General features: G+C 59.7%; 16 protein-coding genes. 8 read left to right on the forward strand and 8 right to left on the reverse strand.

Going from position 1 to position 18,841, the window contains the following annotated elements; translation table 11 throughout:
* Positions 1-119 precede the first annotated feature (119 nt).
* The 3 genes from abgT to ACR6A7_RS07440 form a co-directional block, all read right to left on the reverse strand.
* The gene (gene abgT, locus ACR6A7_RS07430) at positions 120-1,640 is read right to left on the reverse strand and encodes a p-aminobenzoyl-glutamate transporter (protein WP_434124205.1); all 1,521 of its coding nucleotides are present in this window, start codon (positions 1,638-1,640) and stop codon (positions 120-122) included.
* A gap of 77 nt (positions 1,641-1,717) precedes the next feature.
* Positions 1,718-3,160 (reverse strand): M20 family metallopeptidase, encoded by a 1,443-nt coding sequence (locus tag ACR6A7_RS07435; RefSeq protein ID WP_434124206.1) that lies wholly within the window; start codon positions 3,158-3,160, stop codon positions 1,718-1,720.
* Positions 3,157-4,470 carry an amidohydrolase gene (locus ACR6A7_RS07440; protein ID WP_434124207.1) on the reverse strand — a complete coding sequence of 438 codons (1,314 nt, stop codon included), beginning with the start codon at positions 4,468-4,470 and terminating at the stop codon, positions 3,157-3,159. The genes ACR6A7_RS07435 and ACR6A7_RS07440 overlap by 4 nt, the downstream gene beginning before the upstream one ends.
* Positions 4,471-4,574: 104 nt before the next feature.
* Between ACR6A7_RS07440 and ACR6A7_RS07445 the strand changes: the two genes are divergently transcribed.
* Complete coding sequence (locus tag ACR6A7_RS07445) at positions 4,575-5,471, forward strand: LysR family transcriptional regulator (protein WP_434124208.1); 897 nt, start codon at positions 4,575-4,577, stop codon at positions 5,469-5,471.
* A 74-nt stretch (positions 5,472-5,545) separates the two neighbouring features.
* The gene (gene yjdN / locus ACR6A7_RS07450) at positions 5,546-5,983 is read left to right on the forward strand and encodes a VOC family metalloprotein YjdN (protein WP_434124210.1); all 438 of its coding nucleotides are present in this window, start codon (positions 5,546-5,548) and stop codon (positions 5,981-5,983) included.
* Between the two features lie 237 nt (positions 5,984-6,220).
* Here yjdN and ACR6A7_RS07455 read toward each other — a convergent pair whose 3' ends face one another.
* The 3 genes from ACR6A7_RS07455 to ACR6A7_RS07465 all read right to left on the reverse strand — a co-directional run bounded on the left by ACR6A7_RS07455 (position 6,221) and on the right by ACR6A7_RS07465 (position 9,373).
* On the reverse strand, positions 6,221-7,087 hold the full coding sequence (locus tag ACR6A7_RS07455) for a nucleoside-specific channel-forming protein Tsx (protein ID WP_434124211.1): 867 nt from the start codon (positions 7,085-7,087) through the stop codon (positions 6,221-6,223).
* 274 nt (positions 7,088-7,361) lie between these two features.
* Entirely contained in the window at positions 7,362-8,717 is a 1,356-nt protein-coding gene (locus tag ACR6A7_RS07460) for a sensor histidine kinase (protein WP_434124212.1), read from the reverse strand.
* The gene (locus tag ACR6A7_RS07465; RefSeq protein ID WP_434124213.1) at positions 8,714-9,373 is read right to left on the reverse strand and encodes a response regulator; all 660 of its coding nucleotides are present in this window, start codon (positions 9,371-9,373) and stop codon (positions 8,714-8,716) included. The genes ACR6A7_RS07460 and ACR6A7_RS07465 overlap by 4 nt, the downstream gene beginning before the upstream one ends.
* Before the next feature lie 186 nt (positions 9,374-9,559).
* Here ACR6A7_RS07465 and ACR6A7_RS07470 point away from each other — a divergent pair, with 186 nt between their 5' ends.
* From ACR6A7_RS07470 to ACR6A7_RS07490, 5 genes are all read left to right on the forward strand, one after another.
* Positions 9,560-9,928 carry a helix-turn-helix domain-containing protein gene (locus tag ACR6A7_RS07470; protein ID WP_033749207.1) on the forward strand — a complete coding sequence of 123 codons (369 nt, stop codon included), beginning with the start codon at positions 9,560-9,562 and terminating at the stop codon, positions 9,926-9,928.
* A 69-nt stretch (positions 9,929-9,997) separates the two neighbouring features.
* Complete coding sequence (locus ACR6A7_RS07475) at positions 9,998-10,888, forward strand: LysR family transcriptional regulator (protein WP_434124214.1); 891 nt, start codon at positions 9,998-10,000, stop codon at positions 10,886-10,888.
* Between the two features lie 103 nt (positions 10,889-10,991).
* Positions 10,992-12,191: an MFS transporter gene (locus ACR6A7_RS07480; protein ID WP_434124215.1), complete on the forward strand. Its 1,200-nt coding sequence runs from the start codon at positions 10,992-10,994 to the stop codon at positions 12,189-12,191.
* A gap of 98 nt (positions 12,192-12,289) precedes the next feature.
* The gene (locus ACR6A7_RS07485; RefSeq protein ID WP_434124216.1) at positions 12,290-13,453 is read left to right on the forward strand and encodes an ImmA/IrrE family metallo-endopeptidase; all 1,164 of its coding nucleotides are present in this window, start codon (positions 12,290-12,292) and stop codon (positions 13,451-13,453) included.
* Positions 13,422-13,817 (forward strand): hypothetical protein, encoded by a 396-nt coding sequence (locus tag ACR6A7_RS07490; protein ID WP_434124217.1) that lies wholly within the window; start codon positions 13,422-13,424, stop codon positions 13,815-13,817. The genes ACR6A7_RS07485 and ACR6A7_RS07490 overlap by 32 nt, the downstream gene beginning before the upstream one ends.
* 68 nt (positions 13,818-13,885) lie before the next feature.
* Here the strand turns inward: ACR6A7_RS07490 and ACR6A7_RS07495 are convergent, their stop codons facing one another.
* Entirely contained in the window at positions 13,886-16,276 is a 2,391-nt protein-coding gene (locus tag ACR6A7_RS07495; RefSeq protein ID WP_434124218.1) for a glucose/quinate/shikimate family membrane-bound PQQ-dependent dehydrogenase, read from the reverse strand.
* Positions 16,277-16,558: 282 nt separating this feature from the next.
* A complete protein-coding gene (locus ACR6A7_RS07500; RefSeq protein ID WP_434124219.1) occupies positions 16,559-17,149 on the reverse strand; it encodes a hypothetical protein in 591 nt (196 codons plus the stop codon).
* Between the two features lie 388 nt (positions 17,150-17,537).
* Between ACR6A7_RS07500 and ACR6A7_RS07505 the strand changes: the two genes are divergently transcribed.
* Complete coding sequence (locus tag ACR6A7_RS07505; RefSeq protein ID WP_434124220.1) at positions 17,538-18,779, forward strand: MFS transporter; 1,242 nt, start codon at positions 17,538-17,540, stop codon at positions 18,777-18,779.
* The last annotated feature ends 62 nt before the right edge of the window (positions 18,780-18,841 follow it).

Consider the following 18,841-nt stretch of genomic DNA (forward strand, 5'->3'; position numbering starts at 1 on the left):
AATGACCGTTAGCAAGCGAAGAGAGTGCAGAATAATCAATTCGGCGATCCTTGCCGAGAGGGTTGTTGGTGAGTTTTTAGCAACATACGTTGCACTTTTCGCCGTCCCTGGCGAAGAGGCTACGGCATCTGCGGCCAGACGCCCGGCCCGATAGGCAGTCCCAGCGCATACCAGGCGAGCAGCAGCGCGATCCAGGTGATAAAGAAGACCACCGGATAGGGGAAGATCAGCACGTAATAGGTGCCGAGCTGGGCATCTTTCTGGTAGCGCTGCAGGAACGAGAGGAACAGCGGCAGAAAGGGCGACATCGGCGCCAGCGGCAGCACCGCCGAGTCGGCGATGCGAAAAATCATCTGCGCGAAAGCGGGGTGAAAGCCGAGCAGCATAAACATCGGCACGAACACCGGGGCGAGAATCGACCAGATCGCCGAGCCGCTGGCGATAAACATACAGAGAAACGCCGACAGGAACATCAGGCCGAGAAAGGCGGGCGCGCCGCTGATGCCCGCGCTCTCCAGCACGTCGGTCAGCCCGATGGCCATAAATTTGCCCATGTTGCTCCAGTTGAAGAAGGCCACGAACTGCGACAGCGGGAAGACCATCACAATAAAGCCCGCCATGCTCTTCATCGGCTCGACCAGCAGCTGCGGAATATCGTCCGGGCGGCGAATCTGCTTCGTGACCGCGCCGTAAACGGTCGCCACCACAAAGAAGAACAGGATGATGATCGGCACGATGCCCCTGATGAAAGGCGACGGTACGATGCCGCCGGTTTTCGGATCGCGCAGCGGCGCATGCTCCGGCACCACCAGCAGCGCCATCACGCCGATAAAGAGCAGCGCCGCGATGCCCGCCGCGCGCAGGCCGCGATTCTCCAGCGGCGTCAGGGCCGCCAGCCGCTCGCTGCCGCCCTCTTTCCACTGCGGCAGGCGCGGCTCGACAAACTTGTCGGTGAGAATGGCGCCCGCCACGGTGAGCACGATCACCGAGGTGGCCATAAAGAACCAGTTATCGATCACGCTGACGTGCACCGTGTCGCTGACCGCCTTCGCCGCTTCGGTGCTGATGCCGGAGAGCAGCACGTCGGTGGTGACGATCAGCAGGTTGGCGGTAAAGCCGGAGGCGACCCCGGCGATCGCCGCCAGCAGGCCCGCCACCGGATGGCGCCCCACGGCGAGGAAGATCAGCGCGCCGAGCGGCGGCATCACCACCAGCGCGGCATCGGAAGAGATATGGCTGAAAAAGGCGATAAACAGCACCATATAGCTGGCGTAGCGGCGGCTGACGCGCGATGCCATCTTCACCATCAGCGACTGCAGCAGGCCCACTTTTTCCGCCAGGCCGGCGCCGAGCACCAGCGCCAGAATTGAGCCGAGCGGGGTAAAGCCGCTGAAGTTTTTGATGATGTTGGGCAGGATCCACTGCAGGCCCGCGACGCTCAGCAGGTTGTTGACGCGCACCATCTCGCCGCTGACGGGGTTTTTCACCGCCAGATCGAGAGTGCTGATAATGGCGGTCGCCACCATCAGCACCACAATCAGATAAACAAACAGCAGGAAAGGATTGGGGACTTTGTTGCCGACCCGCTCGATCCAGCCGAACACTTTCCCAGGGCTGCGACTCTCCGACATTACGGTCATGATATTCCTCGTCTTGTATGGTCGTGTTTGCGTTTTTTATTGTGTTATCGGTCCGCGCCCAGCGGCGCGGCCGCGGCTCAGTTGGCCAGTTTTGAAGGCGTAATGCCTTCGGGAATCGGACAGCTATAGGGCTGCGCGCGGCGCGCCCGTTCAAATTCGGCGCGACAGCGCGCCAGCGCCTGCTCATCGGTCAGCAGCTCCAGCACGGTGGCGGCCATCACTTTGCCCGCCAGCAGCATGCCTTTGTGTGCGATGCTGGTGCGGCCCTGCGCCACCAGCTGCCAGGTGTGCAGCGGCGTACCGAAGGCGAAGCAGGGCGAAAAGCACTGCGCGACGGGCGTGACCCAGCTGACGTCGCCGACGTCGGTAGAGCCGTAGAGCAGCTCGCGCGTCGCCGCGCAGGGCGCGACTTCATCCATCAGCAGCTTGTCGCCGTGCGCCTCAATCCACGCCGCGCCCGCCTCGCCGCCGGTGCGTGCCGCGTTAAGCCGCGCGTTGCGCAGATCCTCCTCGCTCAGCGTGGCGCGGATCTCGGCGGCGAAGGCGCGCTCTTCCTCGCTGTAATGCGGCAAACCGAAGTGATGCAAATAACGCTCCATCACCGCTTCCAGCGCGCGATTCGGCACGTAGTTGGAACACGCCTTGTCGAAGCGCACCGTCACCTGGGTGTCGGTCATCAGCGCCGCGCCCTGAGCGATATTGATGACGCGCTGGTAGATCGCCTGCGCCTGCGGCAGCTCGGGCGCGCGGATCAGGTAGAGCACTTCGGCGTCCGCCTGCACCACGTTGGGCGAGACGCCGCCGCTGTTGGTCACCGCATAGTGCAGCCGCGCCTCCTGCACGATATGCTCGCGCAAAAAGTTGGCGCCGGTGTTCATCAGCGTCACCGCATCGAGCGCGCTGCGGCCGAGGTGCGGCGAGTTGGCCGCGTGCGCCGCCACGCCTTTAAAGTGAAACGCTGCCTGGATATTGGCGAGGGTGCTGAGGTTGAACAGGCCGCTGAAGCCTTCGGGATGCCAGGTGACGGCGGCGTCGACATCGTCGAACAGCCCCTCGCGCACCATAAAGGTTTTGCCCGATCCGCCCTCTTCGCCGGGACAGCCGTAGAAACGCACCGTGCCGCGTCCGCCGTGCTGTTGCATCCAGGCTTTCAGGGCGCACGCCGCCGCCACGCCGGCGGTGCCGAGCAGGTTATGGCCGCAGCCGTGGCCGTTGCCGTTCTCTTCCAGCGGCTCTGGCCGCGCGCAGCCCGCTCGCTGGCTGAGTCCGGCCAGCGCGTCGAACTCGCCGAGAATGGCGAGCACCGGCTGGCCTTCGCCCGCGCTGGCGATAAAGGCGGTCTCGATATGGCCGACGCCGCGCGTCACGGCGAAGCCCTCCTGCTCCAGCGCATCGGCCAGCAGCGCGCTGGAGCGCGTTTCGGCGAAGCGGGTTTCCGGCGTGTCCCAGATGGCGTCGCTGAGGGCGGTAAAGCGCGCCTGATGGGCGTCGATATAGTCGGCCAGGAAGTCAGCGTTCATCGAGCGCCTCCAAATTGCGCCTGATTGAGCGCCAGCGTCGCCAGCGTCTGCACCGCTTTGCCCATCACGCTTTCGTCAAAGTCGAAGCGGGCGTTATGGTGGCCCGCCGCCAGATCGCAGCCGAAGATGGCGTAGGTCGCCTGGCCGCCGCGCTGCTTAACGCGCTCCATCATATAGGTGGCGTCTTCTGAACCGGCGGCCTGCGCCTTGCGATCTACCACCGAGTCGAAGATGCCGAGCGCCTCCGCCTGCTGGTGGAGGAAATCGACCCAGGGCTGGGTCGGCGTGCAGCTGCGCGCCGCGCCCATCAGTTTCACCTCATACTCCACGCCGTACATCGCCGCGGCGCCGGCGATCACGCGCAGCGCCTGCTGGTAGATGTCGTCGTTAACCTGGTTGCTGACGCCGCGCGTCTCAACCTTCATCAGCGCGGTGTCGGCCACCACGTTGCGGCCGGTGCCCGCCTGCAGCACGCCGACGTTGACGCGCGCGACGCCGCCGCTGTGCTGCGGCAGGCCGTGCAGCCCCAGCGTGGCCTGCGCCGCCGCCAGCAGCGCGTTACGCCCTTCTTCAGGCCTGCCGCCCGCATGGGCGCCGACGCCGGTGAAATGCACATCCAGCTTGGTGGTGGCGAGGAAGCTGTCGCTGCCGCACACCAGCTCGCCAGCGGGCACGCCGGTGCCGAGATGGATGGCGGTAAAGAGGTCGACATCGTCGACCACGCCCGCCTCTACCATCGCCTTCGCGCCGCGCACCCCCTCCTCGGCAGGCTGGAAGATCAGCTTGATCGTGCCGCTCAGCTGCGACTTCATCGCCATCAGCACGCTGGCGAGCGCCAGCCCGATAGTGGTATGGCCGTCATGGCCGCAGGCGTGCATCATGCCGGGATTGCAGGAGACAAAACCTTCGCGCTGCGGCAGGTGATCGGGCGCCTGGCTCTCGTTGAGATCGAGCGCATCCATATCGACGCGGAATCCCATTACCGGGCCGGGACGGCCGGTTTCCAGCGTGGCGACGACGCCGCAAAAGCCGCCGGAGAAAGAGGGCAGCCACTGCGCCAGCGCGCCCTGCTGCAGCGCGCGCGCCTCGTGCTGTTTCAACACGTCAGCGTCGGGGAGTCCCATACGCGCCTCGGCGTTAATCACCTCACGACCCAGCTGTAGCTGATAGCCCAGCTTATGCAGCACGTCGGCCACGCGCGTCGCGGTGCGAAATTCCAGCCAGCCGGACTCGGCAAACTGATGGAGATCGCGCCGCCAGCTTTGCATCTGCGGCGCCAGCGCCTGAATCTGCTCAGAGAGGGTAGTCATAGGAGATCCTTATTGATGGTTTTTTATGCACGCTCCCGAATTTACACAAGCCGTGCAGGCCGCATAAGATGCGAATATCTTTCTCCTGATAAACAGTGGTTATCATGCCGTCACAGCTAAAATTGCATCAGCTACGCGCCTTCGTTGAGGTTGCGCGTCAGGGCAGCATCCGCGCCGCAAGCCGTCTTTCCGGGCTTTCTCAGCCGGCGCTGACCAAAGCGATTCAGGAACTGGAGCAGGTTTTAGGTGCAAAACTCTTTGTTCGCCGCCAGCAAGGTGTGGTGCTGACCGACGTGGGTGATAACTTTTTTCGCCATGCCAGTCTGGTTTTGGAAGAATTACGTGTGGCGCAGGAGGATATTCAGCAGCGGCTTGGACTGGCGGGCGGCCAGGTGAATATTGGCGTGGGCGGCAGCGTGGCGCGCACCATCATGCCGCAGGTTATCACCCAGTTTCATCGCGAGTATCCGCTGGTTAAGGTGCGGATTGTGGAAGGCCAGCTGGTGTCGATGATCCCGGAGCTGCGCCAGGGCGAGCTCGATTTCACCATCAATACCTACGATCAGAGCCATCTTGACCAGGAGCTGAGTTTTGAAAAAATGATGCAGCGCGACTACAAAGTGGTGGTGCGCAGGGGGCACCCGATGGAGAAGGCGCGGTCGCTTAAGGCACTTCAGCAGTGCAACTGGACGATGCCGACGCCGAAGGGCAGCTACTATCGCCTGCTGCACGATCTCTTTGCCGAGCGCGGCATGGCGCCCAAAATTGTGGTCTCCTGCGAAACCTTTATGGCCTGCACCAGCCTGGTGGCGCAGAGCGATTTTGTCAGCATTCTGTCGGTTGATGTCATCAACGATGCGGTGCTCGGCCAGCAGCTGGTGGCGCTGGATCTGGACGAGCCCTTGCCGAAGGCAACCTTCTATTTGATCCAGCGAAAGGAGACGGCGCTGACGCCGATGAGCGCCTATATGGCGCAACTCTTTCGTCGTTATTGTCAGTAAAAACAAAGGATAAAGTCGATCGTCTACACTCTTAGAGTACTGTAAGAAATCCAACCGACAATACAGAGGTGAAGATGCAAGTCAGCCCTTATCTGTTTCTCTATGGCCGTTGTGAAGAGGCTATCGACTTTTACCTGCAGGCTACCGGTGGAGAGTTAATCTCTAAAATGACGTTCGGCGATATGCCGGATCAGGGTGAGCAGGTGGGCGATCAATCTGCAGCGCCGCAGCCGCCGGAAAAAATCATGCATGCGCAACTGCGCATCGGCGACGGTGAGCTGATGCTGAGCGACGGCAATACCGAGAAGCCGCCGGCATCAGAGCACGCCGGTTATGCGGTCAGCCTGTCGACTAACGACGTCGAAGAGGGTAAAGCCTGGTTCGAGAAACTGTCGGCGGGCGGCAAGGTAACGACGCCGTGGCAGGAGACCTTCTGGTCGAACGGCTTTGCGATGTTTATTGATAAGTTCAACATCCCGTGGCGCATCAACGTAGAGAAGCCGCAGGAATAAGTCGGTTCAGGGAGTGTGATGGCGCGGCGAGCCTGATCCGATTGCAAAGTCGCTCAAGGCCTCCATGCTCGCCTGGCCCGCGCGGATACGCACCTCGTCCCTGAGGTGCGCCCGTAAACGGGCCAACGCGCTGCGCTGTTCAAAAACGCTCCCGGCGCTTTTGTCTCTGTCGCGGGACGCTTTGCTCTTCGGCTCAGCCTCGCCGCTCTGTAAGATCGGTGCTGTTAGCCCGATTTATCAGAAGTTATAACCCGCCACCAGGTAGTAACCCCAGCCGGTCGATTTCACTTCAAACGGCCCACGGCCGAAGTTCAGCTCCTGACCGTCCGCCCACTGGCCGCCGTTGTGGAAATAACGCGCCACGGCGGAAATATGCCAGTGGTCGTAGCCCAGCGACAGAATATGACTGGAGGCGATGGAGTTGCTGGTGCGCGACGCGTCGGATTTGTCGCGCAGATCGGAGCCCCAGTCAAAATTGGTAAAGCCGATATAGCTGAGGTTGCCGCCCCACAGCGTACCGATCGGCACCATATATTTCACCTTGAAGCGATAGCCATCCCAGCTGTTCTCATTCGCCGCGCCGTAGTTTTCCCACTGATATTTGGCGTAGACGTTAAGCGACAGGCCGACGTCGCTGTGCGTGTCGATGTCGGTGCCGAGACCCATATACCAGGTATTCTGGCGGTTATCGCTGTTGCGGCCCATATCGTAGATATAGTTGTTGGCGAAGTACCACTCTTTGAACGGACCGAAGGCCAGGCTGGTGCCGGTCAGCTTATCGATAGAGAAGCGCGGCTCGATTTCCATAAACATCGGCGAACCGTGGTCGAAAATGCCGTTGGCGTTGCTGTTGCCCATGCCGAAAAAGTTGGTCAGATCGAGGTAGCCGTAAAAATCGAACCAGTCTTTTTTCGCGAAGGCTTCATATTCCAGATAGACGTCGTTATTGAACTGCGGTCCAAAGCGGGTGTGATAGCTGCCCACTACGTTGACGCTCTGGTGCCACCAGTCAGAGAGATATTGCGGATCGCTTTCGGCGGCCTGCGCGCCGCTGCTCAGGGAGGTTGCCAGCAAGGCGCCTGCTATCAAGCTTTTAAATTTCATTATCATTAACCACATGCTTTTGACCGCGCAGCGGCGCAGTCAGAGTGAAATCGATCCCAGAGTGGGCGGCGAAGATGTAACCGTTTTTTACAGCCGGTTTTTGACCTGCGTAGCCTGACCGTTACAGGGCGATAGAAAATAGATTTTGCTCACGTTTGTCAAAATGTGTTGCATTGCATTTACGTGAAAATGTGAAGCGTATCACGAAAATAAGCCGTAGCGAACGGAACGCCGCAACCGTTTACGTTGTCGGCATCGCGCGCGAACGTGAAAATCAGGGCAGGGTGACGCGAACCTGTAAACCGCAGATAGCGCCCTGGGAATTAAGGCAGTTGGAGAGGGAAACATGGATATGGTGCTTTTGCGCCACGCTGCGCACGATCGACAAACCTAAACCGCTGCCCTGCGCCTTCACCGTCGGCGAGCGGGTAAAGCGGTCAAAGGCGCGATCGATAAACGCCTCCGGCATGCCGGGGCCGTTATCGACAATATCGACCACCGTGCGATCGCCGACGCGATGCAGCAAGACGTCCACCAGGCTGCCTTCCGGGGTATGCAGCATGGCGTTGCCGATCAGATTATCAAACAGGCTGCGCAGCTCGGAGCGGCTTGCCTGCAAACGATAGTGCGTCGAGCCGTTGAAGCCGATATCGATGCCGCGCTTGTCGGCCACCACCATCAGCTGCTCAATGCTCTCTTTCAGCAGATCCTCCAGCTCGATATTCTCTACCGAAGCGACCACGGTTTTATCTTCCTGGCGCGAGATATTGAGCAGCTGCGTCACCAGATGACGCGTGCGCGTTACGCCCGCTTCCAGCTGATCGAACTGGCGGCTCGCTTCGCCCGGCTGAATATGCTGGCGCAGATTCTCCAGCTGCAGCGTCACCGCCGTGACCGGGGTGCGCAGCTCGTGCGCCGCATCCTCCAGAAACTGACGCTGCGACGACCAGGCGGCGCGCAGCTTGTTGAGCAGCGAATTGTAGGCCTCGACCAGCGGCAGGATCTCGTCCGGCAGCCCTTCAGGCGACACCAGGTGTGGATGCAACGTCTCCTGCGCGGCGATTTCGCGCGAGGCGACGCGCAGATCGCGGGTGATTTTGCGCACCACCAGCCAGATCACCAGCAGCGAGAGCGGCATCATCAAAATCAGGGGAATAATCGCCGCCAGTGCGCGCCTCACCATCTCGGCACGCATATGGCTGAGGTTATGCATCACCTGGATGGTTTTAATCTCGCTGCCCGGCTCGCCGGGCCGGGTATAGATACGCCAGGCGCACTCGTCGCAGTCGCCGACGTCGATATCATGCCAGCCCTTTTGCGCCTGCAGCGGCGCATGCAGCGCTGGCCAGGAGCTGGCGCGCAGCCTGCCGTTGCCGTCCCACAGCTGCACAACGTAGGCGCTTTTCATTTTATCGGCGTGCAGCATCAGCGGCATCAGCGCCGGGATCTCTTTATTGGTGGCCCAGGCGTCGGCGATTTTCGACAGCTGGTCATCCTTCATGGTGCCGATCATGTCGCCGTAGCAGCTGAAGAAATACCAGGTCACGCCGCCGATCATCAGCAGATGGATAATCAGCAGCGTGCTCAGCAGCTTATTGCGCAGGGAGCGCATAAAAGCGAAAGGTTTCATAGCGCGGGCACGCGCCAGCCGAGTCCGCGCACGTTGCGGATGGCGTCATTATCGAGCTTACGGCGCATGCCGTGGATTAGCACATCTACCGCGTTGCTGGTCACCTCTTCGCCCCAGCCGTAGATGCGGTTCTCCAGCTGCTCGCGCGACAGGATGGCGCCGGGACGCTCCAGCAGGGCGTAAAGCAGCGCATATTCGCGCGCGGTAAGCTGTTCGCGCTGGCCCTTATAGAGCACTTCGCGCGTCATCATATCCAGCTGAACGTCGCCGCTGCCGAGCAGCGAGTCCGCCGCGCCGTGGCGGCGTCGGGTTATTGCACGCATGCGCGCCAGCACCTCTTGCAGGTCGAAAGGTTTCAGAAGGTAGTCGTCGGCGCCGCTGTCGAGCCCCTGCACGCGCTGCGCCACCGTGTCGCGCGCCGTTAAAATCAGCACCGGCGTGGTGTCGCCGCGGCCGCGCGCGCGCTTCAGCACCTGCAGCCCGTCGTCGCGCGGCAGGCCGAGGTCGAGCAGCACGCAGGTGTAGTCGCCTTCATGCCAGGCGTGATGGGCGAAGACGCCGTCGCGCGCCCAGTCAACCGACCAGCCAGCGGCTTCCAGCGCCTGCTGCAGATTGGCACCGATCATTTCATCATCTTCAACCAAAAGTACGCGCATGGAAGATCGCCTCGTCAGTTACTGGCGGCAGTGTACGCCGGGATTATTAGCACAGAATTAAAGGCCCCGCACGGCGAGGCCTGCCAGACGCAATGCTAATTCTGCGCTAATTTTTCGCTAATTAAGGGATAAATTTTCCGCGCTAAAGTGGGTTCACTGGACATCATGCCGTATCAGGAGGAACTCATGAATCAGCGCGAATTTATTCGTAGTCTGCTGCAGTGGATTGAAAGCAACTTAGGCCAGGACCTGCATCTGGATGAGGTGTCGCGTCGCTCGGGCTATTCCCGCTGGCATCTGCAGCGTCTGTTTCGTCAGCATACCGGCTTTTCGCTGGCGGAATATATTCGCCAGCGCCGCCTGACGGAGTCCGCGCTGCTGCTGCTGAACAGCAACGAGGCGATTCTGCAGGTGGCGATGAACTACGGTTTCGACACCCAGCAGGCCTACACGCGCACCTTTAAAAACTATTTCCGCGTCACGCCGGGGCAGCTACGCCGTCAGCGGCGCGTCGAGCCGGACAGGCTGCTTTTTCCGCTGGCCATGGCGAGCTGACGCCAGCAAACAGATGTAACCGATAGCGGAATTGTTTAGTCTGCGCTTTTCCGGCGGACGAAAACAATTATGGATCACAGCGAAAACTTAACGGCGATGATGATGTTCGCCCGCGTCGTGGAGTGCCGAAGCTTCAGCGAGGCCGCGCGCGCGCTCGGCCTGTCGAAATCCCACGTCAGCCGGGAGATCGCCCGGCTTGAGGTGCGGCTCGGCTTTAAGCTGCTGCACCGCACCACGCGCAATATGGCGCTGACCGAGCTGGGTCAGGCCTATTATCCCTTCTGCACCCGCATGCTGGCGGAGATGCATCGCGCCGACGCCTTTGTGCAGCAGCTGCATCAGAACGTCGCGGGCAACGTGCGGCTGCAGGCGCCGGTCACCTACGGCTGCCAGTGCGTGGCGCCCGCGCTTAATCCCTTTCTGCGTCGCCATATCCATATCAATGTCGATCTCGACCTGACCGATCGCGGCAGCGAAGAGCGGGAAAACCCGGCCGATATCGCCGTGGTGATCCGCGCCCGCGCGCCACAGACCGCGCACGTCCGGCTGTTAGGCGATATCGAATGGGGACTCTACGCCGCGCCGGACTACCTGGCGCAGCGCCCGCCGGTGACCCATCCCGATATGCTGCCGCGCCACGATCTGCTGATGTTCCACGGGCCGGCGCACACCGCCGCGCTGCCTTTCCGCCGCGACAAGCAGCGGCTGGCGATCGACGTGCGCAGCCGCTTTCGCGCCAATAACAGCATGGCGCTGCTCAACGCCGCGCAGGCGGGCAGCGGCATCGCCTATCTCCCCTCCTATATGGCGCAGGCGGCGCTGGCGCGCGGCGAGATTATCCAGCTGCTGGCGGAGTGGCAGATGGATCGCCTGCAAAGCTATCTGCTGCTGAAAGAGGCGCAGCCTGCCGCGCCGGTCAGCCTGCTGTGCGACGCGCTGGTCGCGGCGCTGGGCGGCTGATTGTTGCTGTGTGGCAACAGCGGGCGGCGCTGAGTAATTATCGCGCCGTGACTGTTGTTCCCGCGTCAACGACGCTAGCCTGAAAGCCAGACAAAAGGAGGGCATGATGGAAGCGATCGCTGCGCCAGACGCGCAAATCTGGAAACGTAACTTATGGGTATGCGTGCTGGGCTCATTCAGCACTATTGTGGCGATGACGCTGCTGCTGCCTTTTCTGCCGCTCTATGTGCGAGAGCTGGGCGTAACGGAACCGGCGGCGATTGCACGCTGGTCCGGGCTGGCCTACGGGGCAACCTTCTTCAGTGCCGCGCTGACCGCGCCGCTGTGGGGCAGGCTGGCGGATCGCTATGGCCGCAAGCTGATGCTGATCCGCGCCAGCCTCGGCATGGCCGTGGCGATGGCGCTGATCGGCATGGCCACCGCGCCCTGGCAGCTGGTGGCGCTGCGGCTGCTGGCGGGGCTGCTCGGCGGCTACGCCTCCGGCTCGACGATTCTGGTGGCGGCACAGACGCCGAAGGCGCAGACCGGCTGGGCGCTCGGCGTGCTCTCTTCCGGCATTATGGCGGGCAACGTTGTCGGCCCGCTGCTGGGCGGCGTGCTGCCGCCGCTGATCGGCATCCGCCACACCTTCTGGCTGACCGGTGGGGTGATTTTCCTCGCCTTTCTGGCGACCGCCTTCCTGCTTAAAGAGCTGCCGCGCCCGCCTGCGGCAACGCGCGCCGCTGGCGACGCGTCCGGGGCCGTCAATCGCGGCGTGATAAAACTGATGTGGCTGTCAGGCATGCTGCTGATTTTCGCCAATATGTCGATCGAGCCCATTATCACGCTCTATATCGGGCAATTTGTCGCCGGGGATCGCGCGATCGTCGTCACCGCCGGAGTGGTGATGGCGGCTGCCGCGCTGGGCAGCATTCTTTCCGCGCCGCGGCTGGGCAGGCTGGCCGACCGCATCGGCCACTGGCGCGTGCTGAGCGGCGGTCTGCTGATGTGTGCGGCGCTGCTGATCCCGCAGGCGTTTATCACCGCCGCGTGGCAGCTGGTGGTGCTGCGCTTCTTAATGGGCATGGCGCTGGGCGGGCTGCTGCCCTGCATCACGGCGATTATTCGCCATAGCGTGCCGGAAGGGCAGGTCGGGCGCATGCTGGGCTATTCGACTTCCGCGCAGTATATCGGCCAGGTAAGCGGCCCGCTGTTCGGCGGCTTTATCGGCGGCGCGTTCGGCATGCGGCCGGTGTTTTTGCTGACGGCGGCGGTGATGCTGTTGTGCGGGGCAGTGAACTGGCGGGCAAGCCGGAGCAATTAATTTAAATCATTATCCTGAAAACAGGCGAGCTGATACTGTATGCCATAGTTAACATGAAAGCTTGAAGCGTTCCCGATAATGTTAAACGGGAGTAACCTATGAACGTTCAGGAATATATTGCGAAAAGATTGATTGAAGCACGAGCGGATGCGGGATTAAGCGCCGTCGCCGTCGCCGATGCGATTGGCGTAGTAAGGCAAACCTACAGTAAATTCGAGCAGGCGCTGGGTGTGCCGAGCGTAACTCAACTCATTGCGCTCTGTAAGCTTTATAACAAACCAATCGGCTATTTTTATGATGGCGATGAAGGCTCGTTTCGCTTCGCTATGCGGGCGGATAATCCCGCCATGCTGGATACCACGTTGCGCAACGCGCTTATCGGCAAGCTAAAAAATATTTACGCCATTGAAGAGGCCGCCGATGCCAGACAGCCTGAAGATCTGCCCAACTCCATTCCGATTTTTACCGCAAGAGAAGAGGACCTGTTAAGGGTTGAGGATAAAGCCGCAGAAGAGCGCCGTCGCCTCGGCATTGGCGATGCCACCTGCGTTGGCGATATCGTTGCGCTGCTGGAGTCGTTCGATATCCGGGTCATTCCCTTTAGCCATCAGTCTGAAGAAGGGCTGGTTTCCGGTTTTTCGGCATTTAGCGACAAATACGGCACGGCCATCTACGTCAACAATCATCCTTCCGTCTCAGTAGAGAGACAGATTTTCAGCATCTGTCACGAGTACGCGCATATTATTTTCCATCGCGATGACTATACCGGTCCGACTAAAGCCTATAAAACGCGCGGCAAATCAGCGTCGCCTGAGGAGAAGGTCGCTAATCATTTTGCTGCCTGTTTTTTGATTCCTGAGCACGCGCTACGCAAGCAGTTCTTCATGCAGGGCGGCGGATGGGCGTATGAAGAGACGGTCCTTCGGCTGAAAAGCATCTATCGCGTCTCCTTTGCCTGCATGGTCGACCGCCTGAGCAAATGCAGGCTGATATCGCCAAAAAATGCGGCCTGGCTGTGGGGCATTACGCGACATAAAGGCTGGAACAGGGAAGAACCCAATTCGATCGGCGAGCCGCTCAGCTATAAAGGGCGCCTGCTGGTGTTGTCACGCAAGGCGTGGGAGGCCGGAACGGCATCGGAATCTTTCCTGTCGGATCTGCTGGAGCTCAACAGAAAGGAATTAAGCGTGCTGCTGGAAAAATGGTACGCCGATCAGGAGGCTGGCGAGGATGCCTTTTCAATGCCCCAGATGCGTAATTGATACCAATGTCCTTTCCGACTTCTATGAGTGCGGCTGCTTACCGCTGATCTGGCAGCTGTTTCCCGGTGGGGTATGGATCGATCCTTATGTCTGCGAAGAGCTAAAGGTGAAGTATCAGCTTGACGTTCAGCATGCGTTGGCGCACCTGCAGCAGGCGACCTGCCTGTCGGCCGATAACGCGGTTTATAAAACCTGTCAGGAAAGAGGGATAAAAGTTTCCAGACATGGCGGCATTCTGGAAGAAGCCGTTAAACGCAATATGATCAGCAAGACGCAGGCGCTGCGCTTTTTTCAGGCCTTCCTCGATCGCGGCTTAACCATGAAACCTTCTGTTCGCGAAGCGCTGCTGAAAAAATTCTCCTGAAGCGGCAAAAAAAAAGCCGGTCACCTCAGGTGACCGGCATCAGCGTTGCATCTTAGCTTAACGAGCGCTTATTTCTCGTCCGGCAGCGCGTAGGCGATGACATAGTCGCCCAGCTTGGTGCCGAAGGAGCCGTGACCGCCCGCCGCGATGACAATGTACTGCTTGCCATTCGCTTCATAGGTCATCGGCGTCGCCTGGCCGCCAGCCGGCAGACGCGCCTGCCACAGCTGCTCGCCGGTTTCGGTGCTGAACGCGCGCAGGTAGTTGTCTGCGGTCGCGCCAATAAAGAACACCTTGCCCGCCGTCGCGATTGGGCCGCCCAGCATCGGCATACCCATCTTGAACGGCAGCGGAACCGGCGCGCTGTCGCGCGTGGTGCCGATACGTTTCTTCCAGACGACTTCATTGGTTTTCAGGTCGACGGCGGAAACGTAGCCCCAGGCCGGCTGCTTACACGGCAGGCCAAACGGTGACAGGAACGGATTCAGCTCAACGCCGTACGGCACGCCATACTGCGGCTGGATACCGGTTTCGGTGCCTGAACCGCCGCTCGCGCCTTCAGGCGGCTCGATCGGATTGCCCGGGCCGCGCGGCACCAGTTTAGAGACAAACGGCAGGGCCATCGGGTTGGCGATAGCGATCTGACGATGCGGATCGACCGCGATGCCGCCCCATTCGAACATGCCCAGGTTGCCCGGGAACACCAGCGTGCCCTGTTCGGACGGCGGGGTGAACGGGCCTTCGTAGCGCAGACGCTTGAAGATGACGCGGCATACCAGCTGGTCATACAGCGTCGCGCCCCACATATCCTTGTCCGTCAGATTCTGCTTCGGACGGTAGGTCAGCTCGGAGTAAGGCTGCGTCGGGGAAACGTGATCGCCCTTCGCGGCGCCCTGTGGAACCGGGGTTTCCGGGGCTGGCACGACCGGCTTGCCGGTACGACGATCCAGCACAAAGATGTTGCCGGTTTTCGCCGGGGCGTAGATCACCGGAACGGTATTACCGTCTTTATCGGTGATGTCGGCCAGCGTCGGCTGCGACGGCAGATCCATATCCCACAGGTCGTGATGCACGGTCTGATACGACCACGCCAGCTTACCGGTGGTGGCGTTCAGCGCCAGCACGCTGCTCGCGTAGCGCTCCTGCTCCGGCGTGCGGTTGCCGCCCCAGATATCCGGGGTAGAAACGCCCATCGGCAGGTAAACGATATCCAGTTTCGGATCGTAAACCGCCGGCGCCCAGGAGTTAGGCGAGTTCATGGTGAAGGTGTGTTCATCAGCCGGAATCGCGTTAGGATCTTTCGCGCCCGGATCGAAGACCCACAGCAGTTTGCCGGTGTTGACGTCGAAACCGCGGATCACGCCAGATGGCTCGCGCGTCGAGTAGTTGTCGGTTACCGCACCCGCCATAACTATGGTGGTATCGGTAATAACCGGCGGCGATGTCGGCTCATACTGGCCCGGCGTGGTGACCGGCTGCTTGTGCTGCAGATCCAGCTCGCCGTTGTTGCCGAAGGCAGGGCAGCGCGCGCCGGTTTCCGCATCCAGCGCGAACAGACGACCGTCGTTTACCGGCAGGTAGATACGGCGCGAGCAGAGCGCAGGCTGGCTGTTAGCAGCGTCGGCCGCTGCAGGCACTTCGTGGTAAGAAACGCCACGGCAGGTGACATGCTGGAAGGTCGGATTCGGCTTCATGCCCGGATCGAATTTCCACTTCTGCTTGCCGGTAGCCGCATCGAGCGCGAACAGAATCTGGTGCGGCGAACAGAGATAGACCGTGTCGCGGATCTTAATCGGCGTCACTTCGTCGGTAATTTCGCCCGGATCGTTCGCGGTCTTCAGATCGCCGGTCTGGAACTGCCAGGCCACCTGCAGGTTTTTCACGTTCTCTTCGTTGATCTGCTTCAGCGGGGAGAAACGCGTGCCCTGCTGATCGCGCGCATAGGCGGGCCAGTCAGCGTCGTCGATATTGCTCAGCGGCTGCGCTGGCGCGGCGTTCTGTGCGGTTTCCGGCAGCTTGCCGTTTACCGTCTGCGGATCGTTAAAGACCGCATAGGCCAGTACCAGGGCGCTGGCGATCAGCGCGACGGCCATGCTGCCCAGTGCGGCTTTGCTGCCGGCGTTTACGCTGCGGTAAACAAAAGGCAGGATCAGCCAGACGCCGAAAATCACCAGCACGTCGGTACGCGGCGCCAGGGCCCAGAAGTCAGTGCCGACTTCCCACACGCCCCAGATCAGGGTGCCGATCAGCAGCAGCGCATAGAGTACCAGCGCGGTGCTTTTGCGACGTGACAGCAGCCAGGCGGTGATAAGCATCACCACACCGCCAATAACGTAATACCAGGAACCTCCGATAGCGGCTAACCAACCACCGCCAATCAGCATAAACGCGCCCGTCAGGAATGCGAACAGCACCGTCAGGAAACGAATTACGCCAAAAGATGAGGAACTTTTCCCCATAATGTCGACCTCGTTTTTTGCCATAAAAACACAGAAAACAACGCATTAGGCTGTTTTCACGTTATATAAAGTACGTAAGAAAGCAGGTGTTCAATGCTGCTCTTCCTGTGAGCATCGCAATCCATGTGAGTTAAATTTTATAGTAAAAACGTTAAGAGGTTTGATTTTTTTAGCGCTTTGCGCTTGAGCGCGCAATTAGTACGACATTTTATGGGGTTTACGCTGCGTTATGGCGCTCAGGCTGCGTTCATAACGCCAGCGTTTGGTTTTTTCCTCGGTATTTCAGCGGATAAGGCTGCCTGTACGACGCTGCTGCTGCCAGCCCGTTATATTGAGCGCCTTCATTACCTCGGCGGGTGGGGCCGGCTGGGCGCTGCGAACAATAACCTTAATTTCCCTTTCAGCAAATGAGGATAATAAGAAGGGGAAGGTAAATTTTTGATAATTAGCGTTAAAGAAATCTTCGCTTAGCACGATGCCGGAAAAGGGGAAAGATTCAATCAGCCGCCAGTCAGCGCCAGGTGGAGCGAAATCGAGCATCCAGAACTGAAAAATATTGGTTATTTCAGGTAAGGCGAGGCGGCACTCTTTTAGTGCGTCGTAGTTAATGGCCAGGCGAATGCGTGAATGCTGCCAGCAAAGATATTGATCCGGCTCGGCAATGATTTGTTTAAGCTGCTTCATGGCGACGGGAATAATCATTGATGCTGCTTCATCTGCACAATGATTTTTCCATGCAACTATATCGTCATTATTGTTGGTTCCCTCTGCATCATCCAGTAAGTAAGGTTTCGAATAGCAAAAACCCAGCAATGTGCCTGCGGGGCTGAAAATATTTTCAGTAACATATGGATTATACAAGCTATTTTCCATGCATCTCTGGTTAAAAGAACAAGTCGGACAAAATTATAACTGTTTCATAAGGTAACCCTCAGGTTACTGCTGGACTTAATATAAAACGGAATTAATAAAGACGTCACCCTTTTTATGCGCCTTGCTGCGCGGCTATTAAGGTGCATCGTAAAGTATACTTTGATAATTAAATGGTACTAATTTTGCCTTTCTGGAAATAAATAGTCTGATAATAGTCAGTAATAACTGTGGTGTTGTCCACCGCATTTAAGCCACGCGCTAAAGCACATCCCAACATTGCCAGCCGATGAGAAATCAAGCACGCTGTGCTGCGCGTTCGCCTGCGCAGATTAAAAAAGAGAGGTTCGCGCGATGACGTGAACCGGCTGAGTCATTAACGGGATAAATTATGGATTCTATGGAACAGGCAGCGGATGAATCGCTGTTAAAGCATCGGGCGTTTGTCGCGTTCTGGCTGGCGCGCACCTGCTCATCCTTTGGTTTTCAGATGTTCTCTGTCGCGATTAGCTGGCAGATCTACGCCCTCACCAACAGCGCGATGGCGCTGGGTATTATCGGCCTGATGCAGTTTTTGCCGTCGGTGCTGCTGGCGCTGCCCGCTGGCCATCTGGCCGATCAGTTCGACCGGCGACGCATCGTGTTGCTGGGTCAGCTGATTGAGTGCGCCGCGCTGGTGGCGCTGCTGTTTTTAACCCTGTTCAACTGGGCTGGCAAAATAGAGATCTGGGGGCTGGTGTTTCTTATTTCGGTGGCGAAAGCGCTGGAGTGGCCCGCCATTACCTCGATGCTTCCTTCGCTGGTGCCGCCCGCCATTCTCGCGCGCGCCATGGCTTCGACCTCGGTTGGCAGCCAGGCGGCGGTTATCGTCGGTCCTACGCTGGGCGGCCTGCTTTATGTCGCCGGGCCGGACGTGGTCTATGGCGTTTCGGCCGCCTTTTATCTGCTGTCGCTTTTCCTGGTCGCCCGCTTGCGCTACGAGCGTCCGCCGCAGCCGCGTCTGCCGATGAATCTGCCCAATCTTTTCGCCGGGGTGCGTTTTATTCGCGATCGCAAAGATGTGCTCGGCGTGATTTCGCTCGATCTTTTCGCCGTGCTGCTCGGCGGCGCGACGGCGCTGCTGCCGATATTCGCGCAGGATATCCTGCATACCGGCCCCTGGGGACTGGGCCTGCTGCGCGGCGCGCCGTCGGTAGGGGCGCTGCTGGTGGGGCTGTGGCTGAGCCGCAACAAACTGGAAAAGCATGTCGGCATGATTATGTTCGGCTCGGTGGCGGGATTCGGCATCGCGACGCTGGTGTTTGCGCTCTCGACTCAGCTCTGGCTCTCTCTGCTGGCGCTGGCCGCGCTCGGCGGGTTCGATATGGTAAGCATGGTGATCCGCGGCGCGCTGGTGCAGCTTGATACGCCGGACGATATGCGCGGCCGCGTCAACGCGGTCAATGCCATTTTTATCAATACCTCAAACCAGCTCGGCGAGTTCGAATCGGGCATGCTGGCAGCCTGGTTCGGCGCGGTGCCCGCCGCGGCGATTGGCGGCATCGGTACGCTGGTGGTGGTCGGCGTCTGGATGGTGCTATTTCCGCATCTACGTAAGCGCCAGAAACTGGAAAACGAAAACGGCCAGAGATAAAAAACCGGCCTACAGGCCGGTTACCGTGAGCGGCCAGTGGTACCGCTAATCAAAACCTGAGA

Source organism: Pantoea phyllosphaerae (assembly GCF_051025595.1).
GTDB lineage: Bacteria > Pseudomonadota > Gammaproteobacteria > Enterobacterales > Enterobacteriaceae > Pantoea.

Bases quoted from the DNA above. Each gene is read 5' to 3' on its own strand.
- abgT (WP_434124205.1), bottom strand. From the start codon at position 1,640: ATGACCGTAATGTCGGAGAGTCGCAGCCCTGGGAAAGTGTTCGGCTGG.
- ACR6A7_RS07435 (WP_434124206.1), bottom strand. From the start codon at position 3,160: ATGAACGCTGACTTCCTGGCCGACTATATCGACGCCCATCAGGCGCGC.
- ACR6A7_RS07440 (WP_434124207.1), bottom strand. From the start codon at position 4,470: ATGACTACCCTCTCTGAGCAGATTCAGGCGCTGGCGCCGCAGATGCAA.
- ACR6A7_RS07445 (WP_434124208.1), top strand. From the start codon at position 4,575: ATGCCGTCACAGCTAAAATTGCATCAGCTACGCGCCTTCGTTGAGGTT.
- yjdN (WP_434124210.1), top strand. From the start codon at position 5,546: ATGCAAGTCAGCCCTTATCTGTTTCTCTATGGCCGTTGTGAAGAGGCT.
- ACR6A7_RS07455 (WP_434124211.1), bottom strand. From the start codon at position 7,087: ATGAAATTTAAAAGCTTGATAGCAGGCGCCTTGCTGGCAACCTCCCTG.
- ACR6A7_RS07460 (WP_434124212.1), bottom strand. From the start codon at position 8,717: ATGAAACCTTTCGCTTTTATGCGCTCCCTGCGCAATAAGCTGCTGAGC.
- ACR6A7_RS07465 (WP_434124213.1), bottom strand. From the start codon at position 9,373: ATGCGCGTACTTTTGGTTGAAGATGATGAAATGATCGGTGCCAATCTG.
- ACR6A7_RS07470 (WP_033749207.1), top strand. From the start codon at position 9,560: ATGAATCAGCGCGAATTTATTCGTAGTCTGCTGCAGTGGATTGAAAGC.
- ACR6A7_RS07475 (WP_434124214.1), top strand. From the start codon at position 9,998: ATGGATCACAGCGAAAACTTAACGGCGATGATGATGTTCGCCCGCGTC.
- ACR6A7_RS07480 (WP_434124215.1), top strand. From the start codon at position 10,992: ATGATGGAAGCGATCGCTGCGCCAGACGCGCAAATCTGGAAACGTAAC.
- ACR6A7_RS07485 (WP_434124216.1), top strand. From the start codon at position 12,290: ATGAACGTTCAGGAATATATTGCGAAAAGATTGATTGAAGCACGAGCG.
- ACR6A7_RS07490 (WP_434124217.1), top strand. From the start codon at position 13,422: ATGCCTTTTCAATGCCCCAGATGCGTAATTGATACCAATGTCCTTTCC.
- ACR6A7_RS07495 (WP_434124218.1), bottom strand. From the start codon at position 16,276: ATGGGGAAAAGTTCCTCATCTTTTGGCGTAATTCGTTTCCTGACGGTG.
- ACR6A7_RS07500 (WP_434124219.1), bottom strand. From the start codon at position 17,149: ATGGAAAATAGCTTGTATAATCCATATGTTACTGAAAATATTTTCAGC.
- ACR6A7_RS07505 (WP_434124220.1), top strand. From the start codon at position 17,538: ATGGATTCTATGGAACAGGCAGCGGATGAATCGCTGTTAAAGCATCGG.